The 19,170-nt window shown below is 71.7% G+C and carries 16 protein-coding genes and 1 pseudogene; 12 read left to right on the top strand and 5 right to left on the bottom strand.

Annotated features, from left to right (window positions below; genetic code table 11):
- Window positions 1–633 (top strand): annotated as a pseudogene (locus tag F603_RS31760) (oligopeptide/dipeptide ABC transporter ATP-binding protein); the annotation flags it as partial.
- Here F603_RS31760 and F603_RS0106785 read toward each other — a convergent pair.
- On the bottom strand, window positions 570–1,643 hold the full coding sequence (locus tag F603_RS0106785; RefSeq protein ID WP_019545257.1) for a hypothetical protein: 1,074 nt from the start codon (window positions 1,641–1,643) through the stop codon (window positions 570–572). The pseudogene F603_RS31760 and the gene F603_RS0106785 overlap by 64 nt on opposite strands.
- Before the next feature lie 491 nt (window positions 1,644–2,134).
- On the opposite strand from F603_RS0106785, the gene F603_RS0106780 reads away from it, so the two are divergent.
- The 5 genes from F603_RS0106780 to F603_RS0106760 all read left to right on the top strand — a co-directional run bounded on the left by F603_RS0106780 (window position 2,135) and on the right by F603_RS0106760 (window position 8,406).
- On the top strand, window positions 2,135–3,163 hold the full coding sequence (locus tag F603_RS0106780) for an ABC transporter permease (RefSeq protein WP_026328198.1): 1,029 nt from the start codon (window positions 2,135–2,137) through the stop codon (window positions 3,161–3,163).
- Between the two features lie 82 nt (window positions 3,164–3,245).
- Entirely contained in the window at window positions 3,246–5,048 is a 1,803-nt protein-coding gene (locus F603_RS0106775) for an ABC transporter substrate-binding protein (RefSeq protein ID WP_211231025.1), read from the top strand.
- Between the two features lie 155 nt (window positions 5,049–5,203).
- Window positions 5,204–6,181, top strand: coding sequence for an ABC transporter permease (locus F603_RS0106770; RefSeq protein ID WP_019545254.1), 978 nt, complete (start codon window positions 5,204–5,206; stop codon window positions 6,179–6,181).
- Window positions 6,182–6,193: 12 nt separating this feature from the next.
- Window positions 6,194–7,261, top strand: coding sequence for an ABC transporter ATP-binding protein (locus F603_RS0106765; RefSeq protein WP_019545253.1), 1,068 nt, complete (start codon window positions 6,194–6,196; stop codon window positions 7,259–7,261).
- Between the two features lie 20 nt (window positions 7,262–7,281).
- Window positions 7,282–8,406: an ABC transporter ATP-binding protein gene (locus F603_RS0106760; RefSeq protein WP_019545252.1), complete on the top strand. Its 1,125-nt coding sequence runs from the start codon at window positions 7,282–7,284 to the stop codon at window positions 8,404–8,406.
- A gap of 34 nt (window positions 8,407–8,440) precedes the next feature.
- On the opposite strand, the gene F603_RS0106755 is transcribed toward F603_RS0106760, so the two are convergent.
- The gene (locus tag F603_RS0106755; protein WP_026328197.1) at window positions 8,441–10,627 is read right to left on the bottom strand and encodes a S9 family peptidase; all 2,187 of its coding nucleotides are present in this window, start codon (window positions 10,625–10,627) and stop codon (window positions 8,441–8,443) included.
- Between the two features lie 331 nt (window positions 10,628–10,958).
- Here F603_RS0106755 and F603_RS0106750 point away from each other — a divergent pair, with 331 nt between their 5' ends.
- The 4 genes from F603_RS0106750 to F603_RS0106735 all read left to right on the top strand — a co-directional run bounded on the left by F603_RS0106750 (window position 10,959) and on the right by F603_RS0106735 (window position 14,676).
- A complete protein-coding gene (locus F603_RS0106750; protein ID WP_016907600.1) occupies window positions 10,959–11,153 on the top strand; it encodes a DUF2304 family protein in 195 nt (64 codons plus the stop codon).
- A gap of 29 nt (window positions 11,154–11,182) precedes the next feature.
- Window positions 11,183–12,145: an N-acetyl-1-D-myo-inositol-2-amino-2-deoxy-alpha-D-glucopyranoside deacetylase gene (mshB, locus tag F603_RS0106745; protein ID WP_019545250.1), complete on the top strand. Its 963-nt coding sequence runs from the start codon at window positions 11,183–11,185 to the stop codon at window positions 12,143–12,145.
- Complete coding sequence (locus F603_RS0106740; RefSeq protein ID WP_026328196.1) at window positions 12,142–12,543, top strand: DUF6113 family protein; 402 nt, start codon at window positions 12,142–12,144, stop codon at window positions 12,541–12,543. The genes mshB and F603_RS0106740 overlap by 4 nt, the downstream gene beginning before the upstream one ends.
- A 168-nt stretch (window positions 12,544–12,711) precedes the next feature.
- A complete protein-coding gene (locus F603_RS0106735; protein ID WP_019545248.1) occupies window positions 12,712–14,676 on the top strand; it encodes a hypothetical protein in 1,965 nt (654 codons plus the stop codon).
- A gap of 62 nt (window positions 14,677–14,738) precedes the next feature.
- Here the strand turns inward: F603_RS0106735 and F603_RS0106730 are convergent, their stop codons facing one another.
- Complete coding sequence (locus F603_RS0106730; protein WP_019545247.1) at window positions 14,739–15,614, bottom strand: transglutaminase family protein; 876 nt, start codon at window positions 15,612–15,614, stop codon at window positions 14,739–14,741.
- A gap of 4 nt (window positions 15,615–15,618) precedes the next feature.
- Complete coding sequence (locus F603_RS31755; protein WP_425426951.1) at window positions 15,619–16,662, bottom strand: GNAT family N-acetyltransferase; 1,044 nt, start codon at window positions 16,660–16,662, stop codon at window positions 15,619–15,621.
- A 153-nt stretch (window positions 16,663–16,815) separates the two neighbouring features.
- Between F603_RS31755 and fdxA the strand changes: the two genes are divergently transcribed.
- The gene (fdxA, locus tag F603_RS0106720) at window positions 16,816–17,142 is read left to right on the top strand and encodes a ferredoxin (protein WP_016907594.1); all 327 of its coding nucleotides are present in this window, start codon (window positions 16,816–16,818) and stop codon (window positions 17,140–17,142) included.
- A gap of 166 nt (window positions 17,143–17,308) precedes the next feature.
- A complete protein-coding gene (gene dapC, locus F603_RS0106715; protein ID WP_019545245.1) occupies window positions 17,309–18,400 on the top strand; it encodes a succinyldiaminopimelate transaminase in 1,092 nt (363 codons plus the stop codon).
- A gap of 68 nt (window positions 18,401–18,468) precedes the next feature.
- On the opposite strand, the gene F603_RS0106710 is transcribed toward dapC, so the two are convergent.
- Window positions 18,469–18,918, bottom strand: coding sequence for a hypothetical protein (locus F603_RS0106710; RefSeq protein ID WP_019545244.1), 450 nt, complete (start codon window positions 18,916–18,918; stop codon window positions 18,469–18,471).
- Window positions 18,919–19,170: the final 252 nt, after the last annotated feature.

The raw sequence follows: 19,170 nt of genomic DNA, 5'->3' as shown, positions 1-19,170 counted from the left end.
CCGGCGGACAGCGCCAACGCATCGGCATCGCCCGCGGGTTGGCGCTGCGTCCCGAGATCATCGTGGCGGACGAGCCGGTCTCGGCGCTCGACGTCTCGGTGCAGGCGCAGGTGGTGAACCTGATGGAACGGCTCCAGGACGAGTTCGGGCTCGCCTATCTCTTCATCGCGCACGACCTCTCCGTCGTGCGGCACCTCTCCGACCGCGTCGGCGTCATGTATCTGGGCCGCATCGTGGAGATCGGCACGGAGGCGGAGATCTACGAGCACCCCACCCACCCGTACACGCAGGCACTCCTCTCCGCCGTCCCCGTGCCGGACCCCGAGGCCGAGGCCCGCAGGGAGCGGATCGTCCTCCAGGGCGACGTGCCCTCCCCGGCCGACCCGCCCTCGGGGTGCAACTTCCGTACGCGGTGCTGGAAGGCGCAGGAGCGGTGCGTCGTCGACGACCCTGAGCTGAAGGTCCCCGAGACGATGGAGCAGGCGACGGGCGCGGTCCACCACCCGTCGGCCTGCCACTTCGCGGCGGAGCGGCGGTCGGTGACGCCGGGGTAGGCCGCGTGCGAAAGGTCACCAGCCGGGCGGCCTGTGCGGTGCCGGACGTCCGTACGGGTCGGGGGAGGAGGCCGGGTAGCCCTGGCTCGGCTGGCCGTAGCCGCCCGTGGGCGGGGGTTGGTACATGCCGGGCGGGTCGTCGAAGAAGGCGGGTGGGTCCTCGGGCTCCGCGCGGCGGGCAAGCGCGAGGAGTGCGACGAGGCCGGCGAGGACCTCGAACGCCATGCTGGCGAGGAGGAGTTGCTCGCGGGTGCTCAGCTCGGAGAAGTTCTCGAGGAGCCGCATCTTGACCGCGTAGGCGAGCGGGAAGACGCCGTGTCCGAGCAGCGGTGCCGAGAGGACGAGCCCCATCGCGCGCGAGAACCGCGCCCTCGCTGCGGCGGTGCAGCCGGCGACGAGGAGGAGCAGCACCAGCGCCCAGGCGAACCAGCCGGGCGGGACCGCGAGGAGCGTGACGGTGCTCCGTTCGCCGGTGAGCTTGCGGCTGTAGTACTCCCAGCCGATCTCGTACCAGCTCTGCACCTCCCAGGCTGCGACGACGAGTCCGGCGGCGGCGAGCACGAGGAAGGCCGTGGTGCCGCCGCCGCGGGTGGGGAGCGCGGCCGGCTCGTCGGCGGGGCCGGCGGGCGGGGCGCCGTCGGGCTCGATCGGGCGGCGTCCCGTGGCGGCGGTGACGACCAGCGCGGCGCCCAGGACGACCATGCCGATGGTGGCGAAGAGGAGTTGGGTCTGGAGGCCCTCGTCGACGCCCTGCGTCCAGTTGGCGTTGGGAATCCACAGGCCGGGGATGCGCAGCAGCACGGTGGTGAGGCCGACGGAGGTGAGGACGCCGGCGGCGGCGGAGGAGCGCACCGCCATCACCGCGGAGACGGCGTACGTCAGCAGCAGCGTCGGTTCGAGGAACGAGGTGACCCAGACGCCGCCCTCGGCGCGCGGGACCGCGCCCGTCCACATCCACCAGACGTCCACCGTCTTGTCCGCCTGGGTGAGGTCGCGGACGATCCAGCCGAGGCTCACCAGTGCGAGCACGGTGAGGAGGACGGAGCCGAAGATCCGGGCTCCGCGCGCGAGTGTTCTTTCTTGCCCCAAAGCTCTCGGCCCCCCGTTGGTGCGGACGTGCGGTGCACTAGATCTACCCGTGAGCGGCGGTTCACAACAACCGTGGCGAGGCGGGCCGTTGCGCCGGGGCACGTCGGGGCGGAGGCCCCGCGGGGTCCCGGCCGGGGCGGAAGGAAAGCCTCCGCCCCGGTCGGTTACGGCACCCGCACGGCCGCACGTACTTCAGGATGCCGTTGCCGCATATCGGTGCTGCGACGGTCGAGTTGCCCCCGCGTAAAACGGGGTTGGAGCCGGTCTTGCCCTGGTTCGCCCGGACTCTACGCGCGTTGTCAAGCACGTAAGGGGTTCGATCTGCACAACCTTCGCTCAAGATGCGGGCGAGGTCTGCTCGTAGCGCCCAACACCCCTTGACTGCAAGCTAATTGGCTTGCCAAAGTCCCGCTCAACCCACTCGCCCGCATCACGTGATCGCCTCAACGATACGGGCTCCTAAGAGAATTGAGCGCGGGGGCACTCACGCGATGACAAGTCCTTCCCAGGCTGCGTTGGCCGGTGCCGAGACCCCGGGCCCCGAGGGCGTCGACGCCGAACGGGGCGCGAAAAACGGTGAGTTGACCGGGCGGTCGCCCGGCAAGCTGATGTGGATGCGGTTCAAGCGCGACCGGGTCGGTGTCGTGTCGGCCTGCGTCGTGGGCTTCTTCTTCCTCGTCGCGCTCTGCGCCCCGCTGGTCTCCAAGCTCTACGGCAAGGACGCGTACACCCGGTACGGGCAGATCACGCCGGGCCTGCTCAACGAGAACGGCTACCCGGTCAAGCCGAACGGCGGCATCGACGGGGAACACTGGTTCGGCCTTGAGCCGGACCTCGGGCGCGACGTCTTCATGCAGCTCGTCTACGGGATGCGCACCTCGCTCGGGCTCGCCATCGCGATCACGATCCTCTCGGTGCTCACCGCGATCGTGATCGGCGTCGCCGGCGGGTACTTCGGCGGAAGGACCGACTACTTCCTCGGCCGCCTCACCGACCTCATGATGTCCTTCCCCAACCAGCTCTTCTTCATCGCCTTCACCCCTGTCATCGGGGCGCTTTTCGTCAACGAGCAGGACGAGATGCCGACCTGGATGCGCGCCTGCGTGCTCATCTACGTGATGTGGCTGCTGGGTTGGATGACCCTGGCGCGGCTGCTGCGCGGCCAGGTGCTCTCGCTGCGGGAGCGGGAGTTCATCGAGGCGGCGAAGGTCGCGGGGACGCCGCCCTCGCGGATCGTCCGCAAGGAGCTGCTTCCCAACGTCGTCACGCCGATCCTCGTGCAGTCGACGTACATGCTGCCGAACTTCGTCACCAGCATTGCGGGGCTCTCCTTCCTCGGCGTCGGAATGCTGGAGCCGACCCCCGACTGGGGCCGGATGTTCGCCACCGGCGCCAAGGTCTACCAGAGCGACATCACCTACATGTTCTTCCCGGGCGGTGCGATGGTGCTCTTCATCGTCGCGTTCAACCTGCTCGGGGACTCGGTCAGGGACGCCTTCGACCCCAAGTCGGGTCGATGACGTCCGAGTTGCGGGAGGCTGCTGCCGCCCCGCACCGAGGCAGTCCGGCAGCGATGGATACGACAGGCAGGTGCAGACACCTATGAGCAGAGTGAGCACGAAAGGCTTGCGCGCCTCACTCGCGGCCGTCGCCGCGGGGGCGCTGATCCTCACCGGTTGCAGCAGCGGAGGCGGCGGGGACGACGGGGGCTCCTCGGACGAGAAGGCCAAGCAGCAGGGCGAGGAGGTGAGTTACACCTTCGGCAACGCGAAGCAGTCCACGGGTCCTGCGGGCGATCTCGACAAGAACGCCACCAAGGGCGGCACCATCAAGGTCCTCCAGCGCGACAGCTTCGCGCACCTCGACCCCGCGCAGATCTACGTCAGCGACGAGGGCTCGCTCGCCACCCTCATCCACCGCGGCCTGACGACGTACAAGAAGGTCGGCGACGACGACTACCGGGTCGTCGGCGACCTCGCCACCGACTCGGGCAAGAAGTCGGACGGCGGCAAGACGTGGACGTACACCCTCAAGGACGGAGTGAAGTGGGAGGACGGCTCCGAGATCACCTCGAAGGACATACGCCACACCTTCGAGCGGCAGTTCGCCGACTTCATCGCCGAGGGCCCCGTCTTCCTCCAGCAGTGGCTCGCCGGTGAGAACGGCACCGGCTACCGCAAGCTGCTCCCCGGCGGCCCGTACAAGGGCAAGCACCTGCCGGACGACGTCCTGGAGACGCCGGACGACAAGACCATCGTCTTCCACTTCAAGAAGCCGCAGCCCGAGCTGCCGTACGCGCTGGCGATGGCCGGCTACGCTGCCGTGCAGAAGGAAGGCGACACGAAGGAGAAGTACGACAAGAAACCGGTCGTCTCCGGTCCCTACAAGATCGCCTCGTTCAAGTCGGGCAAGTCGATGAAGCTCGTCCGGAACAAGGAGTGGGACCCGAAGACCGACGCGGCCCGCAACCAGTACCCGGACGCCTTCGACATCCAGTTCGGGGTCTCCTTCGAGGACTCCACGAAGCGGCTGATGTCCGACGCGGGCGAGAACCAGACGGCCGTGAGCTTCAGCAACCAGGTCGACGCCTCCAGCATGGACCAGGTGCGGACCGACAAGAAGGTCAAGGACCGCTCGGTCGAGGGCTACCAGTCCTACGTGGGCGTCATCAACCTCAACATGAGCCGGCTGAAGGACAAGAAGGTCCGCCAGGCCATCGCCTACGCGCTCCCCGCGCAGTCCCTGATCTCCGCCTTCGGCGGCGCGGGCGGCGGCAAGCCCGCCGGGAACTACTACAGCCCGACGCTCGTCGGCCACAAGCAGAGCGACCCCTTCAACAAGATCTCCAAGCCGCAGGGCGATCTCAAGAAGGCGAAGCAACTCCTCGACGAGTCGGGCAAGAAGGGCATGAAGCTCACCTTCGCCTACCAGAACGCGCCCGAGTGGCAGAACTTCTCGGTGGCGGCGGCCGACAACCTCAAGAAGGTCGGCTTCGACGTCCAGCGCAAGGACATCATCGCGGACACCTACTACGACCAGGTCGGCAAGATCAAGAACAAGTACGACATGTACCACACGTCCTGGGGCGCCGACTGGCCGAGCGGTTCGACCGTGATCCCGCCGCTCTACGACGGCCGCCAGATCCAGGACGGTGCGTCGAACTACTCGCACTACGACAACCCGGAGACCAACAAGGAGATCGACCGCATCTCCCAGATCTCCAACCCCAACGAGGCGGCCGACGAGTGGATGAAGCTCGCGGACAAGATCCTCAAGGAGGACACCCCGCAGGTGCCGCTGATGTACTACAAGGCGGTCCAGCTCCACGGCTCCAAGATCGGCGGAGTCTACTTCGACGAGCAGCTTCACGACCTCATGCCGCACAAGCTGTACGTCAAGAAGTAACGCCCGACGCGTGAAGCAGCGGCGCCGGCCGCCGAGTTCGGCCGGTGCGGCACCTCCGGGACCCGCCCCCACGGGCAGGGCCCCGGAGGCGCCCGCCGCCCCCGTACACACCGTCCGTCCCCGATCCCGCCGCCGCACGAGAGCTGCGTTCTGCCATGCTGCGATTCCTGATCCGCCGGTCGCTCGGCGCCGTGGTGATCCTGCTGATCATCAGCGCCGTCACCTTCTTCCTCTTCTACGCCGTCCCCCGGGACCCGGCGATGCTGGCCTGCGGCAAGAACTGCACGCCGGACGCGCTGGAGGTCATCCACCGGAACCTGGGGCTCGACAAGCCGGTGCCCCAGCAGTACTGGGAGTTCATGTCGGGCATCGTCACCGGCCGCGACTTCGCCCAAGGCCCGTGTCCCGCACCGTGCTTCGGCTACTCCTTCGCCAACTCGGACCCGGTCTGGGGGACCATCGTCGACCGCTTCCCGACGACGGTCTCGCTCACCGTCGGCGGCGCCGTCGTCTTCCTCGTCATCGGGCTCGGCGCCGGCATGATCGCCGCGCACAAGAAGGGCACGCTGCTCGACAAGGCGTTCTCCACGGGGTCGCTCGTCCTCAGCTCGATGCAGATCTACTTCATCGGCCCGCTCGTCCTCGCGCTCGTCGTCTACAACCTCGAACTCCTCGACCAGCCGCAGTACGTGCCGCTCACCGAGGACCCGGCCGGCTGGTTCATGGGGCTGCTGATCCCCTGGTGCGTCGTGCAGATCATCTTCACCGCCAACTACACGCGGTTGGCGCGCTCCTCGATGATCGAACAGCTCCAGGAGGACCACGTGCGCACCGCGAGGGCGAAGGGGATGTCGGGGCGGACGGTCTTCTTCCGATACGCCTGGCGGGGCTCGCTGATCCCGATCGTCACCATCTTCGGCGTCGACCTGGGGTCGCTCTTCGGCGGCGCGATGATCACGGAGTGGACGTTCTCGCTGCCGGGCCTCGGGACGCTCGCCGTCGACTCGGTGCAGAACACCGACCTCCCGATGGTGATGGGCGTGATGCTCTTCGCCGCGACCTTCATCATCCTCTTCAACATCATCGTGGACGCCGTCTACGCGTTCATCGACCCGCGCGTGCGCCTGTCCTAGGAGATCCCGGCCATGACCACCCTGACCAAGGAAGCGGACGTACCCGCACCGCGCGGCGGCGAGGACGCCTTCCTCAGCGTCCGCGACCTGTACGTCCACTTCGCCACGGAGGACGGCACCGTCAAGGCCGTCGACGGGCTCTCCTTCGAGCTGGAGCGCGGACGCACCCTCGGCATCGTCGGCGAGTCCGGCTCCGGCAAGTCGGTGACGAACCTGTCGATCCTCGGCCTCCACAACCCGGCGAGCACCGAGGTGTCGGGCGAAATCCTCCTCGACGGGCAGGAGTTGACCGGGGCCCGGCAGAAGACGCTGGAGTCGCTGCGCGGCAACAAGATGGCGATGATCTTCCAGGACCCGCTCACCGCGCTCTCGCCGTACTACACGGTCGGCCGCCAGATCGCCGAGCCCTACCGCAAGCACGAGGGCGCCTCCAAGCGGGAGGCGCACGAGCGCGCCGTGGAGATGCTCGACAAGGTCGGCATCCCGAACGCCAGGACGCGCGCGAAGGACTACCCGCACCAGTTCAGCGGCGGCATGCGGCAGCGCGCCATGATCGCGATGGCGCTCGTCTGCAACCCCGACCTGCTCATCGCCGACGAGCCGACGACGGCGCTCGACGTGACCGTGCAGGCACAGATCCTCGACCTTCTCAAAGACCTCCAGCAGGAGTTCGGCTCCGCGATCATCTTCATCACCCACGACCTCGGCGTCATCGGCAACGTCGCCGACGACATCCTGGTGATGTACGGCGGGCGGGCCGTCGAGCGCGGCACGGTCGAGGACGTCCTGCGGCGCCCGCAACACCCGTACTCCTGGGGCCTGTTGACGTCGATGCCGCGCCTGTCCGGCGACGTCAACGAGGAGCTCACGCCGATCCACGGCACTCCGCCCAGCCTGCTCTCCCCGCCCGGCGGCTGCGCCTTCCACCCGCGGTGCGACTTCGCAGAACAGGTCGCGGGCGGTCTCTCCTGCACCGTCGACCGCCCGGAGCTGCCGCCCGGCCGCAGCGCCGCCTGCCACCTGACGGACGAGCAGAAGCGGACCTTCTTCACCGAGCAGATCAAGCCCCGGCTGGGCTAGGGACCTAGGAGACGAGACGTATGAGCACCACACCCTCCTCGGACACCGCTCCGGGCCCCACGGCCGTCGGCGAGCCCGCGGGCGAGCCGCTGCTGAAGGCGGAGAACCTCGCCAAGCACTTCCCGATCATGGGCGGGTTCCCGTTCAAGCGGAAGGTCGGCGAGGTGCAGGCCGTCTCGGGCGTCGACCTCTCCGTGCACCGCGGGGAGAGCTTCGGGCTCGTCGGCGAGTCCGGCTGCGGCAAGTCGACGACGGGGCGGTTGCTGACGCGGCTGCTGGAGCCGACGGGCGGCACGATCAGCTACCGCGGGCAGGACATCACGCACGCGTCGAGGCGGCAGATGGCGCCGGTCCGCTCCGAGATCCAGATGATCTTCCAGGACCCGTACTCCTCGCTCAACCCGCGTCAGACGGTCGGCTCGATCATCTCCGGGCCCATGGAGGTCAACGGCATCGATCCGCCGGGCGGCCGGGAGCAGCGCATCAGGGAGCTGCTGGAGACGGTCGGCCTCAACCCCGAGCACTACAACCGCTTCCCGCACGAGTTCTCCGGCGGCCAGCGGCAACGCATCGGCGTCGCACGGGCGTTGGCGCTGGAGCCGAAGCTGATCGTCGCGGACGAACCGGTCTCGGCGCTCGACGTGTCGATCCAGGCGCAGGTCGTCAACCTGCTCCAGAAGGTGCAGCGGGAACTCGGCATCGCGTTCGTCTTCATCGCCCACGACCTCGCGATCGTCCGGCACTTCTCGCAACGGGTCGCGGTGATGTACCTCGGGAAGATCGTCGAGGTCGGCGACCGCGAGTCGATCTACGTGCGCCCCCGCCACCCCTACACCCACGCGCTGCTCTCGGCCGTGCCCGAGGTCGCAGTCGAGGGCGCGGAGACGGACGATCGCGAGCGCATCCGCCTCGCGGGGGACGTGCCCTCGCCGATCGACCCGCCCTCCGGATGCCGGTTCCGCACCCGGTGCTGGAAGGCGCAGGAGAAGTGCGCGGCCGAGGAGCCGCCGCTCGTCCAGATCCCGGGCAACGCGGCGGGGCACCTGACGGCCTGCCACTTCCCCGAGGAGGGCAGCACCACCGCGCGCGAGGAGGACGTCGTCCTCGACTCGGCGCTGCGCTCCATGGAAACCCCCGCGGGCTGAGCCGGGGCGGGACCCGGAGGTCCCGCCCGTGGCCTCAGTCGAGCGGGACGCCCAACGCCCGCCTGAGGAAGGCGACCTGGAGCAGGAGGAGGTTCTCGGCCACCTCCTCCTGCGGCGTCATGTGCGTCACCCCGGAGAGCGGCAGCACCTCGTGCGGGCGTCCCGCGGCGAGGAGCGCCGAGGAGAGGCGCAGGGTGTGCGCCGCGACGACGTTGTCGTCGGCGAGGCCGTGGACGAGCATCAGCGGGCGGTGCGGCTCTGCGGCCTCGGAGAGGCCGCCGTCGGTGACGAGCGAGTTGTGCGCGTAGACGGCCGGGTCCATCTCCGGGGTGCCGAGGTACCGCTCGGTGTAGTGGGTGTCGTAGAGGCGCCAGTCGACGACGGGGGCGCCCGCGACCGCCGCGTGGAAGACGTCGGGGCGGCGCAGCACCGCGAGCGCGGCGAGGTAACCGCCGTACGACCAGCCTCGGATGCCGACGCGCGTGAGGTCGAGGGGGTACTCGCCCGCGAGGGAGCGGACCGCCTCCACCTGGTCGTCGAGGGTGACGCCCGCGAGGTCGCCCGAGACGGCCTTCTCCCAGCCCGGCGAGTACCCCGGTGTGCCCCTGCCGTCCGCGGCGATCACCGCGAACCCCTGGTCGGCGAACCACTGCGACGTCAGGTGCGCGTTGTGCGCGGCGACGGCACGGGAGGCGTGCGGGCCCCCGTACGGGTCGAGGAGGACCGGGAGCGGCCCGTCGGCCTCCTGGTACCCCGAGGGCAGCAGCACCGCCGCGGGGAGCCCGCGGCTGCCCGCGTGCAACAGTTGCGGCGCGGCGGTGAGTTGGGGCTCCTCCGCGTACGACGCGACGGTGCCGAGCTCCTCGAGGGTGCCCTCCGCGGTGAGCCGTACCACGCTGGCGCGTGCCCCGGGGCGCCGGAGCGTGCTGGAGGAGAGGACGAGGACGTCGCCGCCCCGCACCGCCGAGGCGACGTGCGGCACGTCGTCGACGGCGAGTCGGCGCAGCTCGCCGCCCGCACCGGGCAGCGGCGCCAGCCAGACGCCTACCTCGCCGGGCGCGGTGCGCTCGCCTCCGCCCTGCGAGGCGGTGAGGAGCACGCCGTCCTCCTCGACCGACAGCACGTTCCGCACGTGCAACTCCGGTGGCGTGCACCGCTCCTCGCCGACGAAGAGGGCGCGCGAGCCGCCGGGCGCCGCCGTGTCGGGCTCCGTGTCCTCGATCCGGACGAGCCGCCCGTCGGGCGACCAGGCGGGCACCCCCGCGAAGAGCTCCAGCCAGACCGGGTCCTGCTCGGCGTGGACGGTGCGGGTGGCGCCGCTCGCGGTGTCGACCGCAAGGGTCCGCGTCCTGCGCTGGTCCCTGCTCTGCACGAGCAGCAGCGGCTCCCCGCGCGAGGACCAGTCGACGCGGGCGAGGTAGGGGTACGCCTCGCAGTCCCACTCGATCGCGGTACGCGACCCGTCGTCCGCGTTGACCAGATAGAGGTCCACGCGCGCGTTGGCGGTGCCGGCCGCCGGATACGCCGTCTGCGCGGGGGAGTTGGCGGGGTGCGCCGGGTCCGAGATCCACCAGCGGTCGACGGGCGCGTCGTCCACGCGGGCGACGAGGAGCGCGTCTCCCTCGGGCGACCACCAGTACCCGCGGGTGCGGGACATCTCCTCGGCAGCGATGAATTCAGCCAATCCGTAGCTGACGGTTCCGGACTCCGGCGCGGCGAGCGCGCGGTCCCCCGAACCGTCGGCCGCGACGAGCCGCAGCGCCCCGTCGGCGACGTACGCGATGCGCGAGCCGTCGGGGGAGGGGCGCGGGTCCACGACCGGTGTGGCGGTGGGGAGTTCGCGCGGCCCCGGCCCGTCGGCACTCTCTGTCAACGAAGCCGCGAAGAGGCGGCCCGAAAGCGCGAAGGCGGCGAACTCCAGGCGCTTGTCCGCGGCATATCCGACGATGCCGGCCGCGCCCTCCCTGGTGCGCTCGCGGCGCGCCCGCTCCTCGGCCGAGAGCTCCTCGTCCCCGCCGCCGAGGAGCGCGACGGGGTCGGCCACGGCGCGCTCCGCACCGCTCTCGGTGGTGCGCACCCAGAGCATGTTGGCGCGGTCGCTGCCGTCCCTGGAGCGCAGGAAGGCGGTGCGGGAGCCGTCCGCGGCGACGGTGAACGCGCGCGGGGCTCCGAGGGTGAACCGGTGGGTGCGGGCGTGCTGCCGCGGGAAGCTGGTTGCCATGCGGCGACGGTACTGCGCTGCGCGGGCGCACGCGCCGCTGCCCCGGCGGTCGTCGGACATGGCCTGATCTGAATATGCGCCCCTCTTCTGCATCCGTGCACCGACCCGTGCGGTCTCACGGATAGTTATGATCCGTTGCGCATGGTGGGGGGCGGGGTAGTAAGCCCTGTGACGCCTCCTCCCCGGAGGGGCGGTACCACCGTGCACGGCCGTAGGACCCCTAGGATTCCGCGGCGGCGGCGCCGCTGCGGACCGGTACGACAGCTCCGTCCGCTCGCTGCGATCCCGTCCCGATTCCTTACCGACCGCGCGTACTTGGAGGTGAACCGCCGTGGCACTCTCGATTTCGGCGGTGGTGCTGTTTGCGATCGTCGTCTTCCTGCTGGTGAGGAAATCAGGGCTGAAAGCGTCGCACGCGCTCGTCTGCGTACTGCTGGGGTTCTACCTGGCGAGCTCCTCCATCGCCCCCACCATCAACGAGCTCACCACCAACGTCGCCGGCATGATCGGCGGCATCAAGTTCTGAGGCCGCGCGGCGCCGTTTAGGGTGCGGGTATGACCGAAGCCCCCGAGCGGCGCCTGCTGCTGGTGCACGCGCACCCGGACGACGAGTCCATCAACAACGGCGCCACGATGGCGAAGTACGCGGCAGAGGGCGCCCACGTCACCCTGGTGACCTGCACGCTCGGCGAAGAGGGCGAGGTGGTCCCGGCCGGGCTCGCCCACCTCGCGCCCACCCGCAAGGACGCCCTCGGCCCCCACCGCGAGGGCGAACTCGCCGAGGCGATGGCGGCCCTCGGCGTCGTGGACCACCGCCTCCTCGGCGGCCCCGGCCGCTATCGCGACTCCGGGATGTTCGACACGCCGCCCAACGTGCACCCGCGCGCCTTCTGGCAGGCACCGGTCGACGAGGCCGCCGCCGACCTCGCCGACACCGTCCGCGAGGTGCGCCCCCAAGTCCTCGTCACCTACGGCCCCGACGGCGGCTACGGCCACCCCGACCACATCCAGGCGCACCGCGTCGCGATGCGCGCCGCCGAACTCGCCGCCGACCCCGGCCACGCGCCCGAGGGCCGCCCCGCGCACCGCGTCGCGCGCATCTACTGGAACTGCGTCCCGCACTCGGAGGCTTACGCCGGACTCGACGCGCTGCGCACCGCCGCCGCCCGCGGCGACACCTCGTGCTTCCCCGCGCCTCCGGAGAACCCCGAACTCCCCGCCGTCGCCGAGGGCCTCCCCGAACCGCCGGTCGCCGAAGCGGCCGACCTGCCGGGCCTCGTACCGGACGGCGCCCCCGACGTACGGGTCGACGCCACCGCGTACGCCGGGGCCAAGGCCGCGGCGATGCGCGCGCACGCCACCCAGCTCACCGTCGGCGACGGCACGTTCGCGCTCTCCAACGGCCTCGTGCAGCCGCTGCGCGCGGTGGAGCACTACCTCCTCGCCGACGCCCTCACCGACGTGGCCGGGCCTTCGGCCCCGCTCTCGGACGACCTCTTCGCAGGGGTGGACGCATGAGCCGGGCAGCCGAACTCCCCTACGTACGCAGGCGGGGAGCGCGCGTGGCCCTCTACCTCGTCCTCGCCGCCGCGGGTGCGGTCACCGGCGTCGCCGGAGCGCTCCTCCAGGGCGCATGGCACTACGGCGGGCTGGCGCTTGCGCTCGTCGCCGCGATCGGCGTCTTCCACGGAGGCGCCCTGCTGTGCGGGACGAAGCTGGGCGCAGCGGCGCCCGGGGCCGCATGGACGGTCGTCGTCCTGTTGTTGACGACCTCGCGTCCCGAGGGCGACTTCGTCTTCGCGGCCGGAGCCGGGTCCTACGCCTTCCTCTTCGGCGGCATCCTCGCCGCCGTGATCTGCGCCACCCTCGCGCTCTCGCCGCCGCCGGAGCAGCCGTCGCGCTGGGGCGGTCACTGACAGCGCACTTGAGCCGTACGGGGTGTTCACCGGCTCCCGGGCCCGCACTCGGCAGCCCCCCAGTATTGTGGTGCCCCGCCGGCGAGCGGTTCCCGGGGAAATGACGGGGACCGCGCATCCATCCGGGGAGTACCTGTTTTGAGCCGTGAAACTGACAGTCCGTCCTCCGTGCCGAACGGGCGCGGCGATACGCCGTACCCGCCAGGGAACGAGCCGTACGGTCCGGCGGGCGCGCCCGGAGACCCCGAGGCGTCTCGGCCGAGAGCCAAGGCGGACGAGCCGAAGACCGAGACGACGCTCACCACCCGCGTGCGGATCAACATCCCGGGCTCGCGCCCGATCCCTCCGGTCGTCATGCGCACCCCCGTCCCCGAGGACGAGGCAGGTGCCCAGGGCGAGCCGGAGGAGCAGCCCGTAGCCGAGGCACCGGAGCGCGAGTTCCCGCCCGCCCGCGAGCCCGCCGAGGACGCCCCGTCGCCCGAGGCACCCGCGGCCCCCGCGGAACCCGGTGGTGCAGGCGGCGAGTTCACCCAGGAGACGAGCGACTGGTTCGCACCCCGCAAGCCGAAGAGCCGTCACCCTCAGGGCGGCACGCCGGCGGCCGGCACGCCCACCGAGGGCGCGTCGAGCGGTACGCATACGGACCTGCCGTACGTCGACGCACCCGAACCGCCCGCCGACCGCACGGCGACGCCGCCCGAGGGCGTCCCCACGGTGGCACCGGGCGCCGGGCCGGAGGAGCCGAGCCGCGTCCACGGCCTCGTCCAGCACCCCGACGAGCCGGCGCGGCCAGGGCCTTCGGACCCCACGACCGGCCCGGCGACGGGCGAGCTGCACATGCCGCCCGCGCCTCCGCAGGCCGGCCCCCAGGGCACCCCGGCGCAAGGCACGCCCGCCGTGCCCCCGCCCGGCGAGGACAACTCCGCGGCGGCGCCCGCCGGTTCCACGCTCGGGCTCGGCACGGGCCCCGCCCCGTTCGCGCCGGGCGGCGCAGGCGAGGGGCTCCTCGAAGGACCGCAGGCCGCGGGCGCCGAGCGCCTCGCAGGCGACCCCGTCGTCAGCGGGACGCCCGGTGACGAGCCGGGCGAAGTCCCGTCCGGCCAGGCGGTGTCCTGGCCCGCTGCGACGCAGGCGCCGCCCCCGCGCACCGAGTCCCCGACGCCCCCGCCAGCGCCGCAAAAAAAGGGCCGCAACAAGCTGGTCCTCGCCGGTGTCGCGGTCCTCGGCGTGCTCGGCATCGCCTACGGTGCCGGGCTCCTCCTCGACCACTCCGACGTCCCCAACGGCACCACCGTCGTCGGCGTCGACATCGGGGGCACCACCAAGCACGAGGCCGTCAACAAGCTCGACGAGGCGCTGGGCGACCGCACGACGGCGCCGCTCAAGGTCGACGTCGACGGCGAGAAGAGCACGGTCAAGCCGGCGGTGGCCGGTCTCACCCTCGACAACGAGGCGACGGTGCAGAACGCCGCGGGCCGCGACTACAACCCCGTCAGCGTGATCGGCTCCCTCTTCGGTGTGGAGCGCGAGGCCGAGCCCGCCGTCTCCGTCGACGACGAGAAGATGCACTCGGCGCTCTCCCAACTCCCCGGCGGCAGCGGCCGGGTGAGCGAGGGGATGGTGAAGTTCACCGGTGGCCGGGCCGTCGCCGTCCCGGGCAAGCCGTACAAGGGGCTCGACGCCGCCAAGGCGTCCGAGTCGTTGGAGCGCGCCTACGTGGAGCGGGCGGCATCCGGCGCCGACAACACCGTGCGGCTACCGGTGAGCCGGCAGCAGCCGAAGGTCGACAAGGCCGAACTCGACCGGGCCGTCAACGGGTTCGGCAAGACGGCGATGTCCGGCTGGGTCTGGCTCAAGGCCGGCGACGTCACGGTGCCGTTCAGCGAGCAGACGCTCGGCTCGCTCCTCACCATGCGGCTCGGTGGTGACAAGCTCCAGCCGGTGATCGACGTGAAGAAGCTCAAGGCGTCCTACGGCACGGCCTTCGACGACGTGGTCGTCGAGGGCGGCAGCGCCACCGTCCCCATGCAGCCGCAGCACGCGGCCGCCGCGATGGTTCAGGCGCTGAAGAAGGAGGCGCCGGCTTCGCCGCAGAAGCGCGTGGCCGAGGTGCCGGGCGCCACTTCGCAGTGAGTCGGGGGCCGGCGGCTCCGCGCCGCCGGCCGCTGCACGCCGCAACGGCGTGCCCGTCCACGTCAGTTGAGTCGGGCCCGCGCCGCCCGGGCCGCCCTGCGCACGGCCTCGGCCGCGTTCGGCTCCATCGTCGCGACCACGCTCGCGTACTCCTCCATCTCCGCCGCGCCCCGCGCGAACTCCCCGCGCTCGACGAGCAACCGGGCCCGCTCGTACCGCAGTTGCGCCGGATGGTGGGGGAGGAGGAGCGAGAGGTCTATGGCCCACAACCGCACCGTTGAGTGCTCGGGGCGCTCGGCTGCCCAGGCGCGGATGTTGTTGAGGATGCGGAGCACCACCTCGTCGGGGCCCGCCGGTTGGAGCACCGCGGGGGAGAGGGGGGTGCGCCGCCCGGTGACGCCGGCGACGAGTACCTCGGCCTCTTCGTCGGTGAGGAGCCGCCCGCCGTCGAACGGGTCGGCGAGCACGTGCTCGCCGCCCGGCTCACCGAAGCCGACGGTGAAGTGCCCGGGCAGCGCCACCGCGTAGACGGGTGCGCCGGCCCTGCGGGCAACGTCGATCCAGACGACGGAGAGCAGGATCGGCAGCCCGCGCCGCCGCTCCAGCACGGCGTCGAGGAGCGAGGAGTCGAGCCTGCGGTAGTCCTCCACGGCGCCGCGGAACCCCAACTCGCCGCCGAGCAGCGCCCGTAGCGCCTCCGCCCACTCGTGGGGCGTACGCCCCCTGCGGTACGGCAGTTGCCCCGCGAGCCGGTCGAGCTCGGCCTGCGCGCCGTCGACGAGCGCCTCCGCCTCGCGCCGCGTCGCCCTCGCGCGCCCGTGCGCGACCGCCTCGACGCTGATCAGCAGGCAGAGCAGCGCCAGGTCCGGGCGGCTCTGCCGCACCTCTTCGGCGAACCGACTCCGGTTCTCCTCCGCCACATTCGCGTCTTCGCCCACCTGATCATGCCTCCCCAGGAGTGCCCGCCGGCATCCGTCCCGGCGAGGTGCGGGTCCGGTAGGCGTACTCGTGGTGGGGGGTGAAGCCGAGCCGGTCGTAGAGGGCGCCCGCCGCGTGGTTGCCCGGTTCGACCTGGAGGTAGCCGCCCGAGGCGCCGTCCCGGAGGGCGGCCTCGGCGAGCCGCCGCATCACGGCCGTCGCCAGCCCGCGCCGGCGGGCCTCGGGCGCGACCTCGATCGCGGTGAAGCCGGCCCACCGCCCGTCGACCGAGCACCGGCCCACGGCGAGCGTCGCACCGTCGCGCCCGGTGACCGTGAGGAGGTGGACGCAGCCGCCGGGCGGCGGTGTTGCCAGCACCTCGACCGCGGCTTCCCGGGCGGTGAGCGTGCGTCCGTAGAGCCCGAGGAACCGCTCGTCTGGCCGGGTGGCGAGCGACGCCGAGGCGCCCTCGGGGAGCGGGGCCTCCTGGCGCACGGCGGCGTCGAGCGTGCCGACGCGGAGCACGGCGGGGCGCTCGCGCTCCCAACCGCGGGCCGCCAGCAGGGAGTCGAGCGCGTCGTCGGCGGAAGTCACCTGGAAGCGGGGCGTCAGCCCGCGCCGCTCGTACCACTCCTCGGCGCGCGCGACCGCGTCGGCGAGGGGCAGCCCCGGGTCGCCGAGTGGGAGGACGGAGTTGCCGCGGGCCGTGAACCCGGAGGAGGCGCGCAGCGTCCAGCCGCCGAGGGGTTCCTGCTCGACGGCCGGCCAGCCGCGTCCGGCGACCGCGGTGAGCTCGGACATCGGAGTCGCCGTCAGGCCCCGCCCGCGCGGACGGGCCTGCGGCACGACCTTGCCCGCGACCACGTCCGTCTCGTCGATCCGCACGCTCGCTCCCGTACGTCGTGTGATGCTGAGCACGCCGCCGCTCCACGAAGAGAGTCGGCCGACGGTGTCGGTGAACCTGGCCGAGGGCTCCTCCGGACCGGTCAACGACCTTACCGAAACGCGTTTTCCCACGTCAGATGGTGTGATACGGATGTCGAGACGTCCGCCCATGGCGAATTCCACTGATCTACCCGCCCCTCCTGTTCGTCGTGTGCCCCCCAGCGGCGATACTAGGTGCGGGCATCGACGCCGTCCGATCGAAGCAGCGCTCCCGCGCACCCAGCGGCGGAACCGGGTATACGGCAGCCGCCAGCCCTACCGAGGAGGAACGACAGCGTGACTTACGTCATTGCGGAGCCTTGTGTCGACCTGAAGGACAAGGCCTGCATCGAGGAGTGCCCCGTTGACTGCATCTACGAGGGCCAGCGGTCCTTGTACATCCACCCGGACGAATGCGTCGACTGCGGAGCCTGCGAACCGGTCTGCCCGGTCGAGGCGATCTTCTACGAGGACGACACCCCCGAGGAGTGGAAGGACTACTACAAGGCGAACGTCGAGTTCTTCGACGACCTCGGCTCCCCCGGCGGCGCGAGCAAGCTCGGCCTGATCGAGCGTGACCACCCGCTCATCGCCGCGTTGCCGCCGCAGGAGCACGACGAGTAACCCCACTCCAGGACCCGCCGACTGCGGCCGCGCCGAGGCGTCCCGCGCGGGAGCCCGAGGCGCAGCCACCGGTCCCGTACAGCGTTCCCCACGCCGTACGGGACCGCGGCGTTCGGGCACCGGCCGCACCGTTCGCCGAGGAACCGCAAGAAAGAGAGCCGCCCCCGTGTCTCCCGTCTCCGACCGGCTGCCCGTCTTCCCCTGGGACCGCCTCGAACCGCTGAAGAAGACGGCGGCCGCACACCCGGGCGGCGCCGTCGACCTCTCCGTCGGCACGCCGGTCGACCCGGTGCCCGAGCTCGTCCGCGCGGCGCTCACGGGCGCTTCCGACAGCCCCGGATACCCGACGGTCTGGGGCACCGAAGCGTTCCGCGACGCCATCGTCGGGTGGAGCACGCGCCGGCTCGGCGCCGAGCGGCTCTCGCACGCCAACGTCCTTCCCGTGGTGGGTTCCAAGGAGCTCGTCGCCTGGCTCCCCACTCAGCTGGGGCTCGGCCCCGGCGACCGCGTCGCGCTGCCGCGCCTCGCCTACCCGACGTACGCGGTCGGCGCCCGCCTCGCCGGCGCCGAGCCCGTCGAGTACGGCAGCCTCGCGGAGCTGCCCGAGGACATCTCCCTGCTGTGGCTCAACTCGCCCTCCAACCCGACGGGTCGGGTCCTCGACGCCGAGACGCTCCGCGCGACGGTCGCCTGGGCGCGGGAGCGGGGTGTCCTCGTCTTCTCCGACGAGTGCTACCTGGAGCTCGGTTGGGAGGCCGAACCGGTCTCGGTGCTCGACCCGGCGGTCTGCGGCGGCTCGTACGAGGGGATCGTCGCCGTCCACTCGCTCTCCAAGCGCTCCAACCTCGCCGGGTACCGCGCCGCGTTCTGCGTCGGCGACTCCGCGGTCCTCGGTGAGCTCCTCCAGATCCGCAAGCACGGCGGCATGATGGTCCCCGCACCGGTGCAGGCGGCAGCGGCGGCGGCGCTCGACGACGACGTCCACGTCGCCGAGCAGCGGGCCCGCTACGCCGCCCGCCGGGAGGCGCTCCGCGGAGCCCTGGAGGGCCGCGGCTTCCGCATCGAGCACAGCGAGGCGTCCCTCTACCTCTGGGCGACCCTCGACGAGCCGTGCTGGGAGACCGTCGCCCGCCTCGCGGAGGACGGGGTCCTCGTGGCGCCCGGCGACTTCTACGGCCCGGCGGGGGAGCGCTTCGTCCGCGTCGCCTTCACGGCGACGGACGAGCGGGTGCGCGCGGCGGTCGAGCGGCTCTCCTGAGGGACGCCAACGCGTGCGGGGCTGCGGCGAGTTGCGCCGCAGCCCCGTGAAGTGCCCTGCTGCGTGGGCTACTTGATCGGCATACCGCCGAGGAGCTTGCCCGCCCCGCCCACCGGGCTCTTCTGCGCGACGTCGGCGAGGCCGCCCAGCGCCTCGCCGCCGCCGAGCCGCTCGGTCGCGGAGGAGGTGGTGTCGCCGACGGTCTCCTTCGCGCCGTTGCCGAGGTCCGTGGCGGCGGGAAGGGCCGTCTTGGCGGCGGCGCCCCCGATGTTGCCGGCCGCGGGCAGGGTCTGGCGCACGGCGTCGCCCCCGGTCTCACCGGCCAGGCCCGAGGTGCCGCGGAGGGTCTCGTCGGCGGTGGTGCCGAGGCCCTCGCCGTCGAGGGAGCTGACGCCGCTGAGGTCGGGCGCATCCGTGGTGAGGGCGCTCGCCGAACCGGCCGTGCCGACCACCGAGGCGGCGCCCGCGGCGGTGAGCAGTGCGGCCTTCGCGATCCGGCGGGTGCTGGGGAGGGACATGGTGCTCCTTCGGGATGTTCCTGTGTTCCGGGGGTGCGCACGGGCGCCGTAGACATCCACGGGGGCTGCGCCTGCGGTGCCCGTACGCGCCGTGCCTATCGGCGCGGAGCGCCCGGAGGTTGCGGGAGCTTCGGGTAAAGGAACGGCAATGCGTCACATGATCCTGCTGCGGCAGACCGTGCATTGCGGGCGTAAGTCAACGGCCTCCCACGGCTGTTGGGCTCTCCTGCCTGCGGGTTCCCGACGGCTGCG

Origin of the sequence: Streptomyces sulphureus DSM 40104, from assembly GCF_000381025.1 — a bacterium.
Taxonomy (GTDB): Bacteria; Actinomycetota; Actinomycetes; order Streptomycetales; family Streptomycetaceae; genus Streptomyces; species Streptomyces sulphureus.
The sequence above is the reverse complement of the archived record's forward strand: the minus strand, read 5'-3'. Positions and strand labels throughout refer to the sequence as shown.